The 16,438-nt window shown below is 45.3% G+C and carries 12 protein-coding genes and 1 pseudogene; 4 read left to right on the top strand and 9 right to left on the bottom strand.

Translation table 11 applies throughout. The features are described 5' to 3' along the window. The first annotated feature begins 2 nt into the window (after positions 1 to 2). The 3 genes from NG833_RS15640 (at position 3) to NG833_RS15630 (ending at position 3,356) form a co-directional block, all read left to right on the top strand. Entirely contained in the window at positions 3 to 641 is a 639-nt protein-coding gene (locus tag NG833_RS15640) for a GNAT family N-acetyltransferase (protein WP_254566214.1), read from the top strand. A 124-nt stretch (positions 642 to 765) separates the two neighbouring features. Beyond that, complete coding sequence (gene uvrC, locus NG833_RS15635; RefSeq protein WP_254566213.1) at positions 766 to 2,646, top strand: excinuclease ABC subunit UvrC; 1,881 nt, start codon at positions 766 to 768, stop codon at positions 2,644 to 2,646. After that, positions 2,643 to 3,356, top strand: a complete 714-nt coding sequence (locus NG833_RS15630) for a hypothetical protein (protein WP_254566212.1) — start codon at positions 2,643 to 2,645, stop codon at positions 3,354 to 3,356. Before uvrC ends, NG833_RS15630 begins: the two co-directional genes overlap by 4 nt. Before the next feature lie 74 nt (positions 3,357 to 3,430). Here NG833_RS15630 and NG833_RS15625 read toward each other — a convergent pair whose 3' ends face one another. The 9 genes and pseudogenes from NG833_RS15625 to NG833_RS15585 all read right to left on the bottom strand — a co-directional run bounded on the left by NG833_RS15625 (position 3,431) and on the right by NG833_RS15585 (position 14,764). Further along, positions 3,431 to 3,676 (bottom strand): hypothetical protein, encoded by a 246-nt coding sequence (locus NG833_RS15625; RefSeq protein ID WP_254566211.1) that lies wholly within the window; start codon positions 3,674 to 3,676, stop codon positions 3,431 to 3,433. A 130-nt stretch (positions 3,677 to 3,806) separates the two neighbouring features. Continuing rightward, a complete protein-coding gene (locus tag NG833_RS15620; RefSeq protein WP_254566210.1) occupies positions 3,807 to 4,307 on the bottom strand; it encodes a Panacea domain-containing protein in 501 nt (166 codons plus the stop codon). Between the two features lie 93 nt (positions 4,308 to 4,400). Next, entirely contained in the window at positions 4,401 to 4,958 is a 558-nt protein-coding gene (locus tag NG833_RS15615) for a Uma2 family endonuclease (RefSeq protein ID WP_254566209.1), read from the bottom strand. 54 nt (positions 4,959 to 5,012) lie between these two features. Beyond that, positions 5,013 to 8,735: a helicase-related protein gene (locus tag NG833_RS15610; protein ID WP_254566208.1), complete on the bottom strand. Its 3,723-nt coding sequence runs from the start codon at positions 8,733 to 8,735 to the stop codon at positions 5,013 to 5,015. Between the two features lie 196 nt (positions 8,736 to 8,931). Continuing rightward, on the bottom strand, positions 8,932 to 11,973 hold the full coding sequence (locus NG833_RS15605; RefSeq protein ID WP_254566207.1) for a hypothetical protein: 3,042 nt from the start codon (positions 11,971 to 11,973) through the stop codon (positions 8,932 to 8,934). 96 nt (positions 11,974 to 12,069) lie between these two features. After that, the gene (locus tag NG833_RS15600; RefSeq protein ID WP_309143855.1) at positions 12,070 to 12,633 is read right to left on the bottom strand and encodes a TolC family protein; all 564 of its coding nucleotides are present in this window, start codon (positions 12,631 to 12,633) and stop codon (positions 12,070 to 12,072) included. A gap of 78 nt (positions 12,634 to 12,711) precedes the next feature. Next, positions 12,712 to 12,876, bottom strand: a pseudogene (locus tag NG833_RS15595) (ABC transporter permease); the annotation flags it as partial. A gap of 70 nt (positions 12,877 to 12,946) precedes the next feature. Beyond that, positions 12,947 to 13,432, bottom strand: coding sequence for an efflux RND transporter periplasmic adaptor subunit (locus tag NG833_RS15590; RefSeq protein WP_254566206.1), 486 nt, complete (start codon positions 13,430 to 13,432; stop codon positions 12,947 to 12,949). Between the two features lie 9 nt (positions 13,433 to 13,441). After that, positions 13,442 to 14,764 (bottom strand): hypothetical protein, encoded by a 1,323-nt coding sequence (locus tag NG833_RS15585; protein WP_254566205.1) that lies wholly within the window; start codon positions 14,762 to 14,764, stop codon positions 13,442 to 13,444. Between the two features lie 388 nt (positions 14,765 to 15,152). On the opposite strand from NG833_RS15585, the gene NG833_RS15580 reads away from it, so the two are divergent. Next, entirely contained in the window at positions 15,153 to 15,767 is a 615-nt protein-coding gene (locus NG833_RS15580; protein ID WP_254566204.1) for a chorismate lyase, read from the top strand. The last annotated feature ends 671 nt before the right edge of the window (positions 15,768 to 16,438 follow it).

Raw genomic sequence — 16,438 nt, 5'->3', positions numbered from 1 at the left:
CTATGCTAGAAATTGTCCAATTGACCGATATCAATCATCCCGATTTTCAAGGTGCTTTACAAATCTACCTTGATTCTTTTCCTGCTTGCGAAAGGCAACCTCTTGAAATCCTGGAAACCCGATTATCGAATCAGCTTTATCAATGGTTTGTTGCTAAAGCGGAAAACCAAGTGGTAGGGATTGCTTTACTCTACCCCTTAAACCTGAAGAATTTTATCCTGCTGGACTATCTGGGGACCGATAAAAATTACCGCAGTCGCGGCATTGGTCGAACAGTGATGTCTTATCTCATTGATTTGGTGAAAAATCAGGAAAAAATCTTATTAATCGAGGTGGAAAATCCCCAGTTTTGCGAAGATTCAGAACAAGCAAAACGACGGATTAAATTTTACCAAAACAATGGAGCAAAAGTGCTACAGTCCGTTCGATATCTTCTGCCGCCTTTATCGGGAGAGGTGCCGACGGAGATGTTATTAATGATGGTTCCGGCAGAATTGGGGGGTCAATTGCCAGGGAAGCAGGTAAAACAACTGATTGAACAAGTTTATCAGGAGATGTACGATCGCCCTTCGGAAGATGCGCTATTACAGTCCTTTATTGAAGAAGTTCCGGATGTTGTCGAATTGGTGCATCTCTCCTAGGCATTAAAAGTTAGGATGGGAAATCCCTACCCCATTCTATTCGGTGAGTTTCCCCATCCCTGGATACCTTTGCTAAAATAGTAAATCCAGGATAAATTTATCCCGATTCTATGCCTAAACTCTGATGGAAACCACCCAACCTTTAACCCTGATTCAAGACTCAGAACGACTGGAAAATCGACTCAAGGAAATCCCCCCAGTTCCGGGGGTCTATTTGATGCGCGATCGCGACGATCGCATTCTCTATATTGGCAAGTCCAAAAAGCTGCGATCGCGGGTGCGGTCCTATTTCCGTGAATCCCAAAGTTTGAGTCAGCGGATTGAACGAATGGTGCAGCAAGTGGCGGATATTGAATTCATCGTCACGGATACAGAAGCGGAAGCATTAGCATTAGAAGCAAATCTGGTTAAGCAGCATCAACCCTATTTTAATGTCCTGCTGAAAGATGATAAAAAATACCCCTATCTGTGTATTACTTGGTCCGAAACTTATCCTCGCATTTTTATCACTCGCAAGCGCAAGGCCGCCAGTGCTAAAGACCGTTATTATGGTCCCTATGTAGATGCGGGACTATTGCGGAGTACGTTGCATTTAGTCAAGCGAATTTTCCCCTTGCGTCAGCGTCCTCAACCCCTATTTAAAGACCGTCCTTGTTTGAATTATGATATCGGTCGTTGTCCAGGGGTTTGTCAAGGATTGATTGATTCAGAAGACTATCGCAAAACCGTCCAAAAGGTGGCGATGGTGTTTCAGGGTCGGACGGATGAATTGCTGGATATTTTAAAACAGCAAATGGAGGCGGCAGCGGAGGAGTTGAACTTTGAACAAGCGGCAAGACTTCGCGATCGCATTCAGGGGTTGCAGTCGCTTCATGCCGGTCAAAAAGTCTCCCTGCCGGACGATCGCCTTTCCCAAGATGCGATCGCACTTTCCAGCAATGGCGATCGCGCTTGTATCCAACTGTTCCAAGTTCGCGCCGGACAGTTAGTCGGACGGTTGGGATTTGTGGCAGAAGCGCAAACTGCTGAACCTGGTGCAATTTTACAACGGGTGTTAGAGGAACATTACCGCAATGTAGACTCGGTGGAGATTCCTGCCGAAATTTTAGTGCAGCATGAATTACCCGAGGCAGAGATATTGGGAGATTGGTTAAGCGATCGCAAGGGTCGCAAAGTCTCCATTCTCACTCCCCAACGGCAAACCAAGGCGGAATTAATCGAGATGGTTGCCAAAAATGCGGACTATGAAATGGCGCGGATGCAAAAATTCAGCGATCGCAATGCTGCCGCAATGCAGGATTTAGCAGAACTCCTGGATTTGCCAGAGTTGCCACGGCGCATCGAAGGATATGATATTTCTCACGTCCAAGGGTCCGATGCCGTTGCCTCCCGCGTCGTCTTTATCGATGGACTTCCGGCAAATCAGCATTATCGCCGCTACAAAATCCGCAATCCTGAAGTGCAATCGGGTCACTCTGATGACTTTGCCAGTCTTGCGGAAGTGCTAGGACGCCGGTTTCGCGATGCGGGTAACCAGAAACGAGAAACAGGTAAAATTGAACAGTCCCCGGATTGGCCGGATTTGGTGATGATTGATGGCGGTAAAGGTCAGTTGTCGGCAGTGGTGGAAGTGTTGCGGGAGATGGATTTACTCGAAGAGGTGCGAGTTGTGAGTTTGGCAAAACAGCGTGAGGAAATCTTCCAACCGGGAGAGTCGTTACCTGTAACATCGGATGCGGAACAACCGGGGGTGCAATTGTTGCGGCGGTTGCGCGATGAAGCACACCGCTTTGCTGTGACGTTTCACCGGCAACAACGGACCGAACGAATGCGGCGATCGCGCTTAGATGAAATTTCCGGGTTGGGATTTGAACGGCAAAAACAACTGTTAGCGCATTTCCACTCTCTGGATTATATCAGTATTGCGACTCCGGAACAATTGGCAGAAGTCGCGGGAATTGGTCCAAGGTTGGCACAGCAAATTTATGAGTATTTTCATCCATGACTCTCAACCCCAAATTGCTTAAACGTGCCATTCCTTATTGGATTGGGGGATTAATTTGCTTTGAAGTGGCGATCGTCATCATTTACCTGGGTGGCGTCTTCCTCCAGCGAAAAGTTTATCCCCCATTTGATATGGATGGATTGATGACGATTCCCAGTCTCTTACAAGCATCGATTCTCTTCCAACTCTCCTTACTTTATTTGGGGATGTTCTTCTTTTCCCGAAAGTCTTCGGAACGTCCTTCCCCGGCATTTTGGTTCGTGCAATCGGTGTTATTATTCTATGTTGCTTTAGATGAACTGGTCAAACTCCATCTGGGATTGGGTTCATCCAGTTGGATGCCGATTGCTGGTACTAAATATTGGATTGGAATTTATAGCTTTTTAATCGTGGCGATCGCGGTCTTCTTTTACCGAGATTTTAAAGCACTCTGGTATAGTTCTCGAAACCTAGTCATTCTAGGAGTATCGGGATTGTTACTGGCAATTATTGGTGCATTTGGTGCAGAGATTTTTAAACATATTGTCTTGACTCCTCTCCTCGCCCAAATTTTTCCCAAACGGGAAGTATTAAGCTGGGTCATTGAACAAGTCAGAGTCGCCTTCGAGGAATTTTTAGAGATGTTTGGAGAAACCTTGATTTTATATGCGGTTTTGCTATTTGTTGCGAAAAAAATCGAGCAGAAATCTCAGGGGTTTTTGGGGAAATGAGGAGAATTTTGCGGTTTGCAGTAGTAAACTGCGACAGTTGATTAAATGCTGGGGTAATTAGCCATTAATGCTACTCAAAATGATGAGTAAAGATTATGGTTTGGATCGAGCCACACAATATAAAAAATATTTTCAGTAAAAAACCCATGAACTCGGCCATATTCGTTAGCAGAAAGCTGAAATAACTGGTATGGCGTAGCTACTAACTGTTTTTCATTAGGAATGCCAAAGCACTTTTCTGTCACTCTAGGGTCACTCCAGTCTATGGGATGGCATCGTAGATTTGCAGCATTCTTCACGGTGATTTCTGTAACAGTCATCGTAGAAATATTTTTGAATCTTTCCAGCAACACAGAACAATACTTAGGATCCTGATGGGTACATGGAAATTTGGGATTGTTAGTTTGTAAATAGGTAAATGAAAATTTGATACTTGGTGGATAATTTATCTCAGGGCGTGAGATTGGAACTGAATGATTCAGCGAAATTTTCGTCTTCTTCTGTTTCTTCGGCATGAGCTGCGTAATATTCCTTCATCCACTCTTTCTTAATGATATCCGTTGAGGGAGCATCAAGCGGTAAATTGCCACGAGCAATTTTCCAAGGATCTTCTTGATGCGTCATGAGTTCTAACTCGTAAGCATCGCACCAAAAGTAAACATCTGCTATTTCTTTAAGAAACTTTTCAAGTTGTGGGTTTAGAGTGGGTTTGGCAACATTCTCGATAATCGGTTTCCAGCTAAAAGACTCGTATTTTTGATACAAGGTTGGGAGAACTGGACCGTGAATCCATGCTTCAAAGTCTTCCTCAAATAAAGGAGACTCTTCAAGTGCCAAATGCCATGCCTGAGCATAGTAAACCAGCTTTTGTAGCTTCAGGTTGCTGAGAAAAGATCCGGTTTCATTGGCTAACCAAATAAAGTAATTGGCTACTGCAAAGGGACTTACCATATTTAAGGCTCAGGTTTCTTTTGAACTTCTTTTTCTATTTTACCATAAACTTTCGCTTTAGGCATAAAAATTTTTATTGAAACGGAGGAGAATCTACGGATCCATGCCGAGGTAGAGTTCCCCGATCGCAAACTCTAGGTTAAGACTTTTCAAAACAATGCGATCGCCTTCTCCATAGACTTCAGTTTCCCAGGTATCTGGACCCGTAAGGCGGCGGCATTCTACTCGCTGGGTTTCCTGGGAAATTAGAATATATTCTTCTAAAGTGGCAATCTTTTGATAATCGGTGAATTTTTCCCCCAAGTCAAAGGTTTGGGTACTGGGGGACAGGACTTCGGCGATCAGTTTAGGATAGCGTTTGACATAGCGATCGCTGCGATCTCGCGAGTCGCAAGTCACAAAGGCATCCGGATAGTAATAAAACTCATCTTGATAATTGACCTTAACATTTCCCGAATAAAACCGACAGTCGGGGGAGTTTCGCAAATCCAAGTTAATCAGGTACAGAAGATTTTGAGCAATGCGATCGTGATTATCGGTCTCACCTGCCATTGCATAGACTAAACCCCGTCGATATTCATGACGAATGGGGGTTTGCCGTTCGATTTCGAGATATTCTTCAGGACTGATGGAGTTCGGGACAGCAATCATCAGCGTTGCCTCCAATAAAGTGATTGACTTTAAATTCAAATTAAGATTGAATTATTACTCTTCTCGTGATAAAATCAAATTTAGCACGTTTAATTCATGAGAATTTAACAAATACTTATCGGAAAACATTTTAGCTCGCATTTGCTCTAAACTGTAGCTTCTGAACAGTAAAAAAGGAAATTCTCGGTATTTGCGACCAATGGGTAAGGTGTTGTAGGCGGGATAGAGGGAGTGGAGGTAACGCGAGAGTAAGGTTCTAAATTCTTGGCCTTCTTCTTCCTGGGGTTCTTCTTTGAAATATTCGGCGATCGCCTCTGCGGCAATGAAGTTAAACAATGGCATCAAATAATACTGGTCGGTATTGTTGCTATATTGTTCAAACCATTGAGTGCGCGTTGCTTCCCGGCGGAGTAATTCCACTAATTCAACTGCACCCCCGCGTATGGCCGATCGCAGGTTTTCGGGATATTCCAGACTCTTACTCACGGCAAACATCTTGTTAATTAACTCATCGGTGGCATAGCGGCGAATCTGCTGTTCTAAGCGAATTTCATAACTTTCTTCTAACCTTTGGTGAATCGGAACAATCAGTAAACTTCCCACTAAATGACCCGCTTCAATATTGCCAAGGTCTAACAGTTGGTCGAGGCGGTTACAGTATTGGGTAAATTGAGTATTGAATTCTTCCCGTAAGGAAAGATAGGATTTCTGCATGGTTTTCTCGGTCCCGCTTTCATCCATTAAGATAAATTCGGCATGACTGAGAAGACCTTCCAAACTGGTAAAAATATCCCGCAAAATCCGATGACTGGGTTTCTGGCGATATTCATTTTTGAGTTCTCGAATCAGGTGGGTGATTTGACCACTCAAGGTCATTCCCGCAGTGGAAATGGATTTACCGCCAATGGGAATAATCAGACAATCTTTTCTCCCCAAAGGTCCGGATCCGAAAATCCGCGTCATCATGGAAAGTTTCAGAATCAGCAAGATATTTAAGAGATTCAAGATGCTTTCTTGCATCGACAGTTGTCGTTCGGTTTCGTCATCAAGGGTGGGAAATTCGGGGTCGGTGGAGGGATAGTAAACGGCGCGATCGCCTAAGTAAAATATCAGGGATTTCTCTTCCGTATCCAGGGTCTGCCGGACGCCATTTTCCTCATATTCTCCCCTGGCGCGATAAATCACCTGAATCACTTCCATGAGATTTTTCTCAATCTGAAACCGGGGAATCTCAACTAAAATATGTTGTGCTTTAGGAAAGGATAATCCCCGACTGGCGGAGGAGGTCATAAACACGACTTTCACATCTTGTTTATAAGTTTGAATTCGCAGTTTCTCCGCCTCGCCGAGACTGGCATGAATTTCCAGGTAATCTCTGTAAGGTTCAAATTTACCTCGGCGTTGGCGAAGGGTTTCTATGAGGTCCTGCAACCGTTTTTTATCCTGAATGTAAACCAGGATTTGACTGGCATCGGGTTGGGTTAATAACTGATAAATATCTTCCGCCAGTCGAGTTTGCATCTTCTCGACTAAAGTGCGCTTTTCTGATTGAAACAGATTGGAGGTGAATTTGACCGATTCGATAAAAATTTTATAAGTAATGTTTAACTCACTGGCGGGGTAGGAGTTGGTATTAATGGCACAAGCGGGTAAATTCCGAAACTGGAAAGTCTCGATAGTCAGAGGGTTGGGGGACTGTTTGGCAAGGCGAAAATAGATTTTATCCGGTTCGGGAGAAGGTTTCGATAAGTGTTGGGTAATCACATCTTTGTCTACAATTGACGCATCTGCTACAATCACTTTGGTATTAAATCCATGTTCCGGGTTGGTGAGTTCATATTTCTGCAAAAATTGACTGATGCCTTGCAAGAAGTAAACGCCGCTATCATCCCCGGTGATTTCGTCAATCATAATAAATAGATGTTTAATCCGGTTCGAGATTTGCCGCATTTTGGCAGGGATGACTTCGCTATCTCGTTGGTTGTAAGCACTTTTAAAAATGTCATTCAAATGTCGCAGGGTGGTTGTTCCCGGGGTGGTGACACGCAAGGATTGGATTGAGACAGTGGCGAGGATTTGATTGGAGAATTGATCGGCGACTGCTGCATGAATGCCAGAACAAATACTGGAAAGCACTCCAGCAGTTTTTGTCCCCCGATCGCCAATTTTGTCGGAGGCGATTTGATATAAACGGGAGGACCGACGCTGACTCCTTGGCGATCGCACTTCCTGATCTGCCGGAATAAAATCTACCGCTTTGGCAGTAAATATATCTCGCCGGGAGTTGGTGTGATATCGAACCGTGGGAAATCCGCCGTTTTCCTTGATTAGGACAGCGTTACTGGTGAGACACCAGAGGCGATCGTCGCACAGGTTGCCGGTGGATGCCGATTTAAACTTATCGATAATATCTAAATTGACTTGTTTCCGGGGACTGACATAGAGGAATAAGAACCCCTCGTCAAAATGGGACTGCAAAAAATTGGCGATCGCAGTAGTTTTCCCAATTCCCGGATTTCCGGTTAAAAACAGATAAATCTCCTCAGAAGTCAGCGCCTTTTGAATCAGTTCCGCGTGTCCATTTCGCAGGGTCAATTCTTCCGGTAAACCCAAGGGAGTTGCCAACTCCCGGGGAAGAATTCCCACGGAGTTAAAAAATCCTTGAATCCGTTCGTGATGAATTACTTCCGTGATACCCGGTCCGGTGAGGTTGGGTTGAGACAACTTGTCCACCAATTGTTGACCCTGGATAAAACTTTTTGCCGCACTTCGCTGAATTTGTTTTAAAACATTTTTTCGCGCTGTTTTAATTTCTTGCTGTTTCGGTTCTTTTTTATAAATTTCGGCACAAGTTGCCAACAACTGGAGATTTTCGGGACGCAGGGAGATGGTTCCAATGTGGCGATCGCTATATCCCACCACATTGAAAACTAGGGAAGCAGATTCTGGCAAGAGGTGATAATCCTGCAAAAATCCATAGAAACTATGCGCGTAGGAACCGGCCTGAATTAACTTTGTGCTTTCTTTATCCCGCCGTTTAAATGCGGTTAAATATTGCCGTAAATCTTTCGATAAATCCAAGTCTAATCCAGGACTGCTGCCGGTGTCCAGACGCAACTTAGAAAAAACACTTTTCGACCGTAAGTACCCCAACTCTCCCCTCAGCATTTGCCGCAAGACTTCCACATCATCCAGGGGAACAATATCCTCAGCAGATTGTACCGAAAACACGGATAAATCCACACATAAAATCCGGAAATCCTGACCATAGCGCAATAAAATCAAGGTATCGGACTGCAAAAACTCTCCCGCTTTCCCCTGTCCGGAATATTGATAAATAATCCGCTGAATTTGCCGGGAATCGAGGGTGTCAAACTGGGATAAAACCTGGGTGAAATGTTCTTTAGAATCTTTGGAGGAAGTGCCAATGCTGTTGTCCCCGGCAAAACTGCATTGATAGTAGAGAATTTCCAGTTGACGTTTGAGGCGATCGCCTCCTTCCTGAGAGTTCAGATATTCCCCAAAGAAATTCAAACCCGAGAGAAACCCTTTCTGGATAAAAAAGCGACTCCATTTTTCCAATATCTCGCGGTTCTGGGGTGCGATCGCCTCATGTTCTTCCGCTATCCGCTTGACCATTTTCGGTAATTTCAGTCCCTGCAAATCCTGGCGATACAAGTCTCCAAAATGGTGTTTAATTTGATGCCGTTGCAGATAGGCCAAAATGCCAAGATTAAACCCTACTTCAAACAACCTGCCTAATTCTTCTGCTATCATCTGCTTGAGATTACTCCTAATAGTCAACAACCGCTGGGGGTTAAAACCCCCAGCTAATAGCTAAAGTCGGTTCAAACCGACTAAAAGTCTGATACAGTGATGTTTTTTAGTCGGTTTGAACCGACTTGAGCTGTTAGGCGCTTGATTTATCCCCCGCCGGGTGGCGCTTCGCGAAGCGCCGCTACAGGCGCTTGATTTATCCCCCGCCGGGTGTTGCCACTCTCCGCAAATCCAACACTTTCTTAACCTCAGTCAAAAAAGCTAACGCATTAAACTCAACCCGTGGCGTCATTTGTTCAAAGATGGATAAAGCACCAATGGACTGTTCTCCAATGATATTCTCATAAGGGTCTAACTTCAAAGTTTGCTGGGTTTTGCGGTCAAAGCGGGAGAAGTGAAAGAGGGTTAAGTATTGCAAAATGTCCCGTTTCAGGGGTGTGTCATAGATTAAATCTTGGCGAATGGATTGGTCATCCATGACTTGAGGATAATAGTTTCCTAATAAGGTGGAATAGGAAATCACCCCATTATAAAATCGTTCCTCCGGTCGGCCAACACTGATACCATTAAAGAGGTTCAGAAAAACCACTGCTTGCTGTCGGGGGTCTTGCGCTAAACTGGTGAGTTGTTGAGTGTCCTGGACCACAAATGCGTTGACTGGGGGACCGCCTAATTTGCAGACGTAATATTTATCGAAAAAGATGGGATAAATTTTGAGGTCTGGATGGTTTTGCATTAAGGCGGTGATTAGGATAGGAGACATAAAATAGAGGTCTTCATCGCGATCGCCACGGGTGATATGTAGGGTACTGGTATAGGGTGCTTGTGCGACATACAGAATATGCCGGTATCCTTGTTGATACAGTTGATTGACCGTATCGATTAAAATAGGCGGTTCCCGATAGAGGCGACGCAGGGAGTAGTTATCGGAAAAGGTCTGGAGTCGTTCGATTTGGATGGTATCTTGTGCCGATCGCTGGATGCCGATGATTTCTCCGGTGACATTGGCAATCCGATTCTTCCGGTATTGAGGGTTCGTTGCGGCATCACTCTCTCGACTCGATACAATGGCGATCGCCAGTTTATCTAACTGCAACGGTGAGGTACTTTCCATCACCCGAAAGGTTTTCGGTAACACGGAGTAAAGAGACCTTAACCCATTTTCTAACCGATGTCGATTGAAGTTCTGCAACCGAATCCCTTGGGAATTGGACCGATATTGATGACTCAGCAAATAGGACAACCCCTTACAAAGATTGGCTAAAAATTTCTCTGCTGGCAAGGGTCGTTCATGGGTTCCCTCATGGAGTCGCAAAAACGGAATAAACAAGTTTTTTGGTGCGTTTTCCAGGAGTAAATCAAAGCAAATATAAGCAAGCACTGTCCAAGTGAACCGATAAATAAAGGTCTGACTCGGATTCAATCCTCCGGGATTCAGTCGGGTATTATCATAATCCAACAGAATTAATTGTTGATTTTGGAAAGTCTCTCGATACTGTTGCCAACAAATCCCCTGATTGGGAGTACAAACCACCGCCAGCATCCGAATTCCAGCAATCTGATAATTCCAGGTCAATCTTTCTCGTTCGGGTTCTGGAAAATACCGGATATCTTCAATTTTGATAATCGCTTGGAGACGACAGAGTGCTGTGGTTTCCAGACCCGGTTTCTCAATGGTCACATATTTTAACTGTGCTTTGGGATTTCTTTCGATTTCTGGGTCTAAAAAATATCCCAGTAACGCACTATTCACATCTTTCTGTAAAATCCCTTTTCTGAGGTTAATTTGTCGCGAGTAAGTCCGGGTGGGTAAAATTCTTTGTCGTTGCAAGACATTTTGAAGCATTGATCGCAGGCGTTCAATTTTAATCCGGACATTCCGTTGGTTCATCCCTCGAACGAACCCCGCGAAAATCCGCTGTTTTGCGACTTCATCCGACCCGGATAAAACTAGCATCACCCGTTCATCAAACAGTCGGCAAGGGTAAAATTGGCCTTCCTGATCTGGGTTATAATCGGGTTCTCCTGGATCGCAATCCGAGGCAAACACAAAATAATAAAGAAACAGTCGGACTAATACTTTTCTGACAAAGGATTCCCGACGAGTTTCATCAGATATTGCCTCCTGATGTTCCGGACTGTTAGGGTTCAGCAGCATCAGGTTATAATCCAAGACTTCTTGTCCAGCATTAGTTTGAACCGGACCACCAAATTTAAGTTTTAGTCCAAAAATAAACTGCCGTTCCCCTCCTTCTCGGTCCGTATGTTCTCCTAAGTTGCCATCAATGAGGGGAATAATGGGTAGACAATCGAAGACCTCAGCGCGGGATAAGGCATCTCGATAATTAACCGTTACTCCTTGATAATTTACCTCAAAATCTCCATCTGCTTTTTCCCGGTCATTGATGTAATCGTCGATTAACCGTAAGCGGCGAATTAAATCGTTGAGATAAATCATCCCGAGGGTATCGCTGGTTTGGATATGCTCGGTCAAATGCTCTAAATAGATGATTTTTGCTTCTTTCTTGAGTTTCCCGAGACTTTCGGTATCCACCAATTGCTGCAAATCATCAAAGTAGGAAAACTCATCCTGGACTAATCCATCCAAAATACCTAACAATTCTTGTTGAATTTCTGGGTCTTCGGGAGCCAGCTTAGTGGTAATATAGTTAGCAATTCCCTGGCGTAGGTCCGAGGAAAATCGGTCTACATTTTGCACCGATAGGGTAATTTTATGGAATTTTAGGCGCGATTCACTGCCAGGACGGTTGGTTTCTAGTCTGAGTTTTTCTTTTTGAAGGGTGGGAGAAGATTGATTAAAATTGAAGGTAAATCCCAGTTGTCCGGTTGTCCCCTGAACCTGGGTTAACTCCGGACTCATCTGGTCAATCGTCTGTGCGATCGCCTCCACAGACCCCATTGTTTCCTGGAGATGGCGTTGTAACTGGTCTTGAATGTCGTGAATCTGCTGACTAAATTGCTCCTGAATCCTGGGGGTAAATTTCACCGAGGCCGATCGCACCCCATTGGCGGAAGTTAGGGGATTCTGAATCTGAGCATTTGTCGCCAGTTCAGTAGCAATTTCATCAATTTTAATTCTCAACCGATGGCGATCGCGAGTCAGTTGAAATGGATTCTGACTCTGTAACCGATGCCAAATCTGGTGCAACAAATGACTATAATCTACAGGTTGCAACCCATCGCCACCCTGGGAAAGTTGGTTAACCAAGATGCTCATGCCTCCTTGATTGTTCTGTTTTTCAATAGTTTATCATGAAGCGGTCCAGGAACTTGCATTTTTTTGATAGCGGGTTGGACAATCCGCCATCGCCGTTCACTCTCCCAGGGTTTCTACCGTAATTTGCCAGGTTTCTAAAGTAATCCCCACGGTTTGTTGCAACAGAGTCAAAGCATGGAGATAGGCAATTTGGGCGTTTAATTCACTATTATTGGCGCTAACCACTGCTTCTTGAACACTGATGACATCGTGAATCTCACCCCGACCTAATCGAAGTAATTCTCGTTCATTTTCTAAGGTTTTTTGTATAAACTCTCTCTCTTGCTGCGCTAAATTGACTTGCTCTAATAGTAATCTAGCATTCCGCACTCGATCGCCGACTTGAATTAACAGATTATCTCGTCGATCATCTCGGGTATTTTGATCTGGCAACAGACTCACTCGTGCTTGTTCTACCCGACTCTCCAAGCTGCGATCTCCATTGGGGGGATTCGACTCTTCGGGTAACTGAGGAAGACTCTGGGAAATGACTTCATTTTGCTCCAGGCGATCGCCTAGAGGCAATTCTGCTTTTGCTTCTCTCTCAGGCCGTTCTATTACTATCGGTTCAACGGGTTCTGCCGGTGGTGGTACATCTATCTGCGGTGCATTTTTTCTCACTTCACCGGATGAGATTGCCGGTTTTACAGGTGGGGAAACTGGAGAGGGACTGGGAAAATCTGGCGTTAATCCAAACAACAATTCCGCAGAAATCACCGATGTGCTAATGGTTCTAACTTGCATCGTCGCACTCACTGCTGTTACTCCCATAAACACCCCCAAAGTCGTCAAGGCCGATCGCAAGCGATTTCCCCGCAGAGAATCACAACTAATCCTAATTAAATCAAATACACTGAGACTCATAATGCAGACCCCTTCCCTAAAACTCACTTCATAAATCACGGATGGGAAGTTAATTCCTTCCCCTTCGCCGTCATTTTTCGGAACCCTCTTCCCCGTCCCCCTTGGCAATCTCCACCACCATTCCCGGTTCTAACGATACATCCGATGGCGGCAGCACCACTTTGTCCCCCACTTTCAGTCCGGATTTAATCTCCACCTGCGTCACCCCTTCCAAACCCAACTCAATGGTTTGTTTCTGTACCCGACTCTGAGCATCCACTATCCAAATATAAGGTTCGGGAGCATCTCGCTGAATCACTTCAATCGGTAACACCACCACATCTTTAAGCTGCTGGACAATAATTTCCACACTCACTTGTGCACCAGGAATCAAACTCCCCGTCGGAGTCTCCAGCTTGATAGTAGCAGGCACTGATGCTTGTGCTGAACTCGAACCACTGTCCTCCGCAATCGCTAGGGGAGAAAGCTGATGGACTACCCCCTCATAAATTTGAGCATTCGGTCCAATCACCGTCACCCGCACTTCTTGCTCCAGTTTGACCTGGGAAGCATCCAAGGTAGAAAGCTAAAGATTCACAAACTCTTGAGAGGGGTCTCCCAAGGTGAGCAAATTATCCCCCCGGCTAATGCCATCTCCATTGTTGACTATTACCTGTAAAATCGTCGCATCAATCGGAGTGGCTACGATATTTTGTGCTAACTGCTCCTGGGTATTTTGGATGGTAATTTCTTCTCGCTCTAGTTGCAGCCGTTCTTGGTTAAATTGCGATCGCACTTCCCGGAGTTGAGTTTCCGCCTCTCGCACTGCTTTTCTGGCATCCTCCACCTCCCGATCCGGTTCCCGACGGAGTTTGTCTAACTCGATTTCAGTCCGTTCCAACTCAAACATCCCACGGCGAATATCTGCCTCTACAGTTCTGAGCGTCTCCTGTGCCGTTTCCAGCTCTTTTTGTGCAGTTTCTAGCTCATTGGCCAATTCCTCCTCAATGTTTCTGCGTTCGAGTTGACTTTTCTCTAAATCCAGAAGGGTTTGAGTCACCGCCACTTCCGCTTCATGGAGTGAAAATTCAGCACTACGAACTGCACTTTCTTGGATTTTAACCTCTTGTTCTGCAATAAATCCTCGTTGCGCTAAGTCTTGGTCCTCTCTTAGTTTTTGTTGTGCTGCCGCGAGTTCTGCCTGTTTGTCAATCACGCTGAGGCGGTTGCTTCTCAGGGTAAGGTTATGTTTCTGAATCTCTAGGTTTAAATCAGCCAGTCGGGTTTGGATTTTTTGAGAGCCAGCCGCACTTAAACGAGTGAATTCTTGTTGAGCTTCCCTTAATTTTTGTTGCGCTTCCCCCAATTTTTGGCGCTGAGTTTCCAGATTGAGTAATTGTTCTCGACGGTTTGATTCCTGGGTCGCCAGTTGACTTTCTCGGGAAATATTTTCCTGAAAAAGTCGCTGGAGTTCGGTTTTAGCAATGATTAGATTGTCCTGAGCCTCCAAAATTTTTCGTTCCGTAGTGGCTAGAGCAAGTTGTTTTTCTTGAATTTCTAACGGTTTAATTGCAAAATCGGTTTGTTGGTAAAAATTGGGTCGCAGGGTAATTAATTCCCCACCGGATGGAACGCGATCGCCAACCTGCACCAAAACCCGATCCACGGTGCCATCGGTAGGAGATTTGAGAGTTTGTTGACCGCCAAATTCAACAACCCCACTATTATTAACCGCAATTTCAATGGTTCCCAGTGCCACCGTAATAGTGTTCACCTCCACCGCACCTGCGGATGGATTCAGAATCCGACTAGAAAAACCCCATGCGAGTAGGCTGCCGACGGCCAAAACACCAACGGCGATCGGCCAAGAAACTCGCCGTTTATCCTTGTATTTTACTGTTTCCCCCACGATTAATACTTGCTGGCTCCACTGATTTGTACTGAACAATCTCCCCCTGAATTTAAGTCGTCACCGACTCATCATCCATTTCCCTAAACCATCACCTTCCCGGTTGCTATTGTCAAGGCTGAAAGGCATTTTGGCAAGAAAATTCTGTTAAAATTTATTGCAATTTTAAGTAGATTGGCAATTCTGTTACTGCTGACTCCTGAAGGAGTCACTACAAACTGTTCGTAGTCACCCCTTCAGGGGTTCACCCCGTTCGTAGTAACCCCTTCAGGGGTTCACCCTTAGATAAGTGTCGCTGAATCAATCCCGAGGCATTTTCCACCCATTGCACAAGACCCGGGACAAGGAACGCTATGATTGAGAGTGACGTTAAGTTCTGTTAAGCGCATTGACTGCAACTTCCCGACCCACAAACAGCGTGACCCCGCCAACCACCTGGCACCGCCTCGACCCCTTATGGGAAGGGGGAGAAGAGTGGGTACAGCAGGGATTACCCCACCATCAACTCGCACCGGCATGGCAGATTTTGCTCCTCGGAGACGGTTCGCCAACGCGCCACCTGAAACTACTCACCGGCGAACCCACGGAAGTAGACGTGATTGATATGTCGGCGATCGCAATGGAACCCGACGGCGCACCAGACCCCATCCAATGGGTCCCAGGACCCCGACTGCGGCGACAAGTCTGGCTACGCACCGCCTCGGGACAACGACTCGCCTATGCCGCCTCCTGGTGGGAAGCCAGTCACGTCGATGAATACCTGCAAAACCGCTCAATCCCAATCTGGGAAAGCCTCTCGCGCCTACATACCGAACTCTATCGCGATGTCCAAGGCATCCACTACGGACATTCCCCCGCCTTAGAAACCGCCTTCGGACAAAAAGGCCCATTTTGGGGAAGACATTATCTATTTTGGCATCATAAGAAACCTTTAACGTTAATTTATGAGGTCTTTTCTCCCTATTTAACCCAATATTTAGGACCAACAAAATTGTCAAGGTAAGCGGGATAAAAACCCCCCTCAAGAAATCATGTTTCTACCCGATTCAAATCCATCTGTAGCGGCGATTCGCTTTCTCGCCAGTCCATCTTGCTTGCTTCCAATCAGCATCAATTAAAATAATTACCCAGACAAAAAACCGCTTCCCCACCTCACCCAATCCATCTGTAGCCGCGATTCGCTTTCTCGCCAGTCCAGATTGGGGTGATTCCTGTTATAAAAACCAAAACCTCCCCATCAATTAAAATCGTTTCCCGGACCAATAACCCGGTTTCCAACCGGGTCATCTGGATCTGGACTGGCGATTCTCGAATCGCCCCTACATATAAAATGGTTGTTTCAAATTGGGGTAATTCTTGTTATAATGACCCTTTATTAGCATCAATTGAAATAATTTCCTGGACAAAAAACCAAGTTTTCAACGCCAGATATGTAGCGGCGATTCGCGAATCGCCTGTCCAGATTGGGGTGATTCCTGTTATAAAAACCAAAACCTCCCCATCAATTAAAATCGTTTCCTGGACCAAAAACCCTGTTTTCAAGGGAGCATCTCAATTTTGCAAAGAGACCTAAGCGCCGGTGCCCCCTTCCCTAAGAGGTCAGGGGGAGCAAGACTTGTAAATTCCCCTTTTAGGCAAAATTGAGATGCTCCCGTTTTCAACCGGGTCATCTGA

The sequence above is a fragment of the Oscillatoria sp. HE19RPO genome (genome assembly GCF_024220515.1).
Taxonomy (GTDB): Bacteria; Cyanobacteriota; Cyanobacteriia; order Cyanobacteriales; family Laspinemataceae; genus Laspinema.
Note: the sequence above shows the minus strand (reverse complement) of the source record. Positions and strands in the feature narration are given on the sequence as shown.

Excerpts from the sequence above, each read along its gene's own strand:
- NG833_RS15615 (WP_254566209.1), bottom strand. The coding sequence starts at position 4,958 with ATGATTGCTGTCCCGAACTCCATCAGTCCTGAAGAATATCTCGAAATC.
- NG833_RS15610 (WP_254566208.1), bottom strand. The coding sequence starts at position 8,735 with ATGATAGCAGAAGAATTAGGCAGGTTGTTTGAAGTAGGGTTTAATCTT.
- NG833_RS15625 (WP_254566211.1), bottom strand. The coding sequence starts at position 3,676 with ATGACTGTTACAGAAATCACCGTGAAGAATGCTGCAAATCTACGATGC.
- uvrC (WP_254566213.1), top strand. The coding sequence starts at position 766 with ATGGAAACCACCCAACCTTTAACCCTGATTCAAGACTCAGAACGACTG.
- NG833_RS15605 (WP_254566207.1), bottom strand. The coding sequence starts at position 11,973 with ATGAGCATCTTGGTTAACCAACTTTCCCAGGGTGGCGATGGGTTGCAA.
- NG833_RS15620 (WP_254566210.1), bottom strand. The coding sequence starts at position 4,307 with ATGGTAAGTCCCTTTGCAGTAGCCAATTACTTTATTTGGTTAGCCAAT.
- NG833_RS15640 (WP_254566214.1), top strand. The coding sequence starts at position 3 with ATGCTAGAAATTGTCCAATTGACCGATATCAATCATCCCGATTTTCAA.
- NG833_RS15630 (WP_254566212.1), top strand. The coding sequence starts at position 2,643 with ATGACTCTCAACCCCAAATTGCTTAAACGTGCCATTCCTTATTGGATT.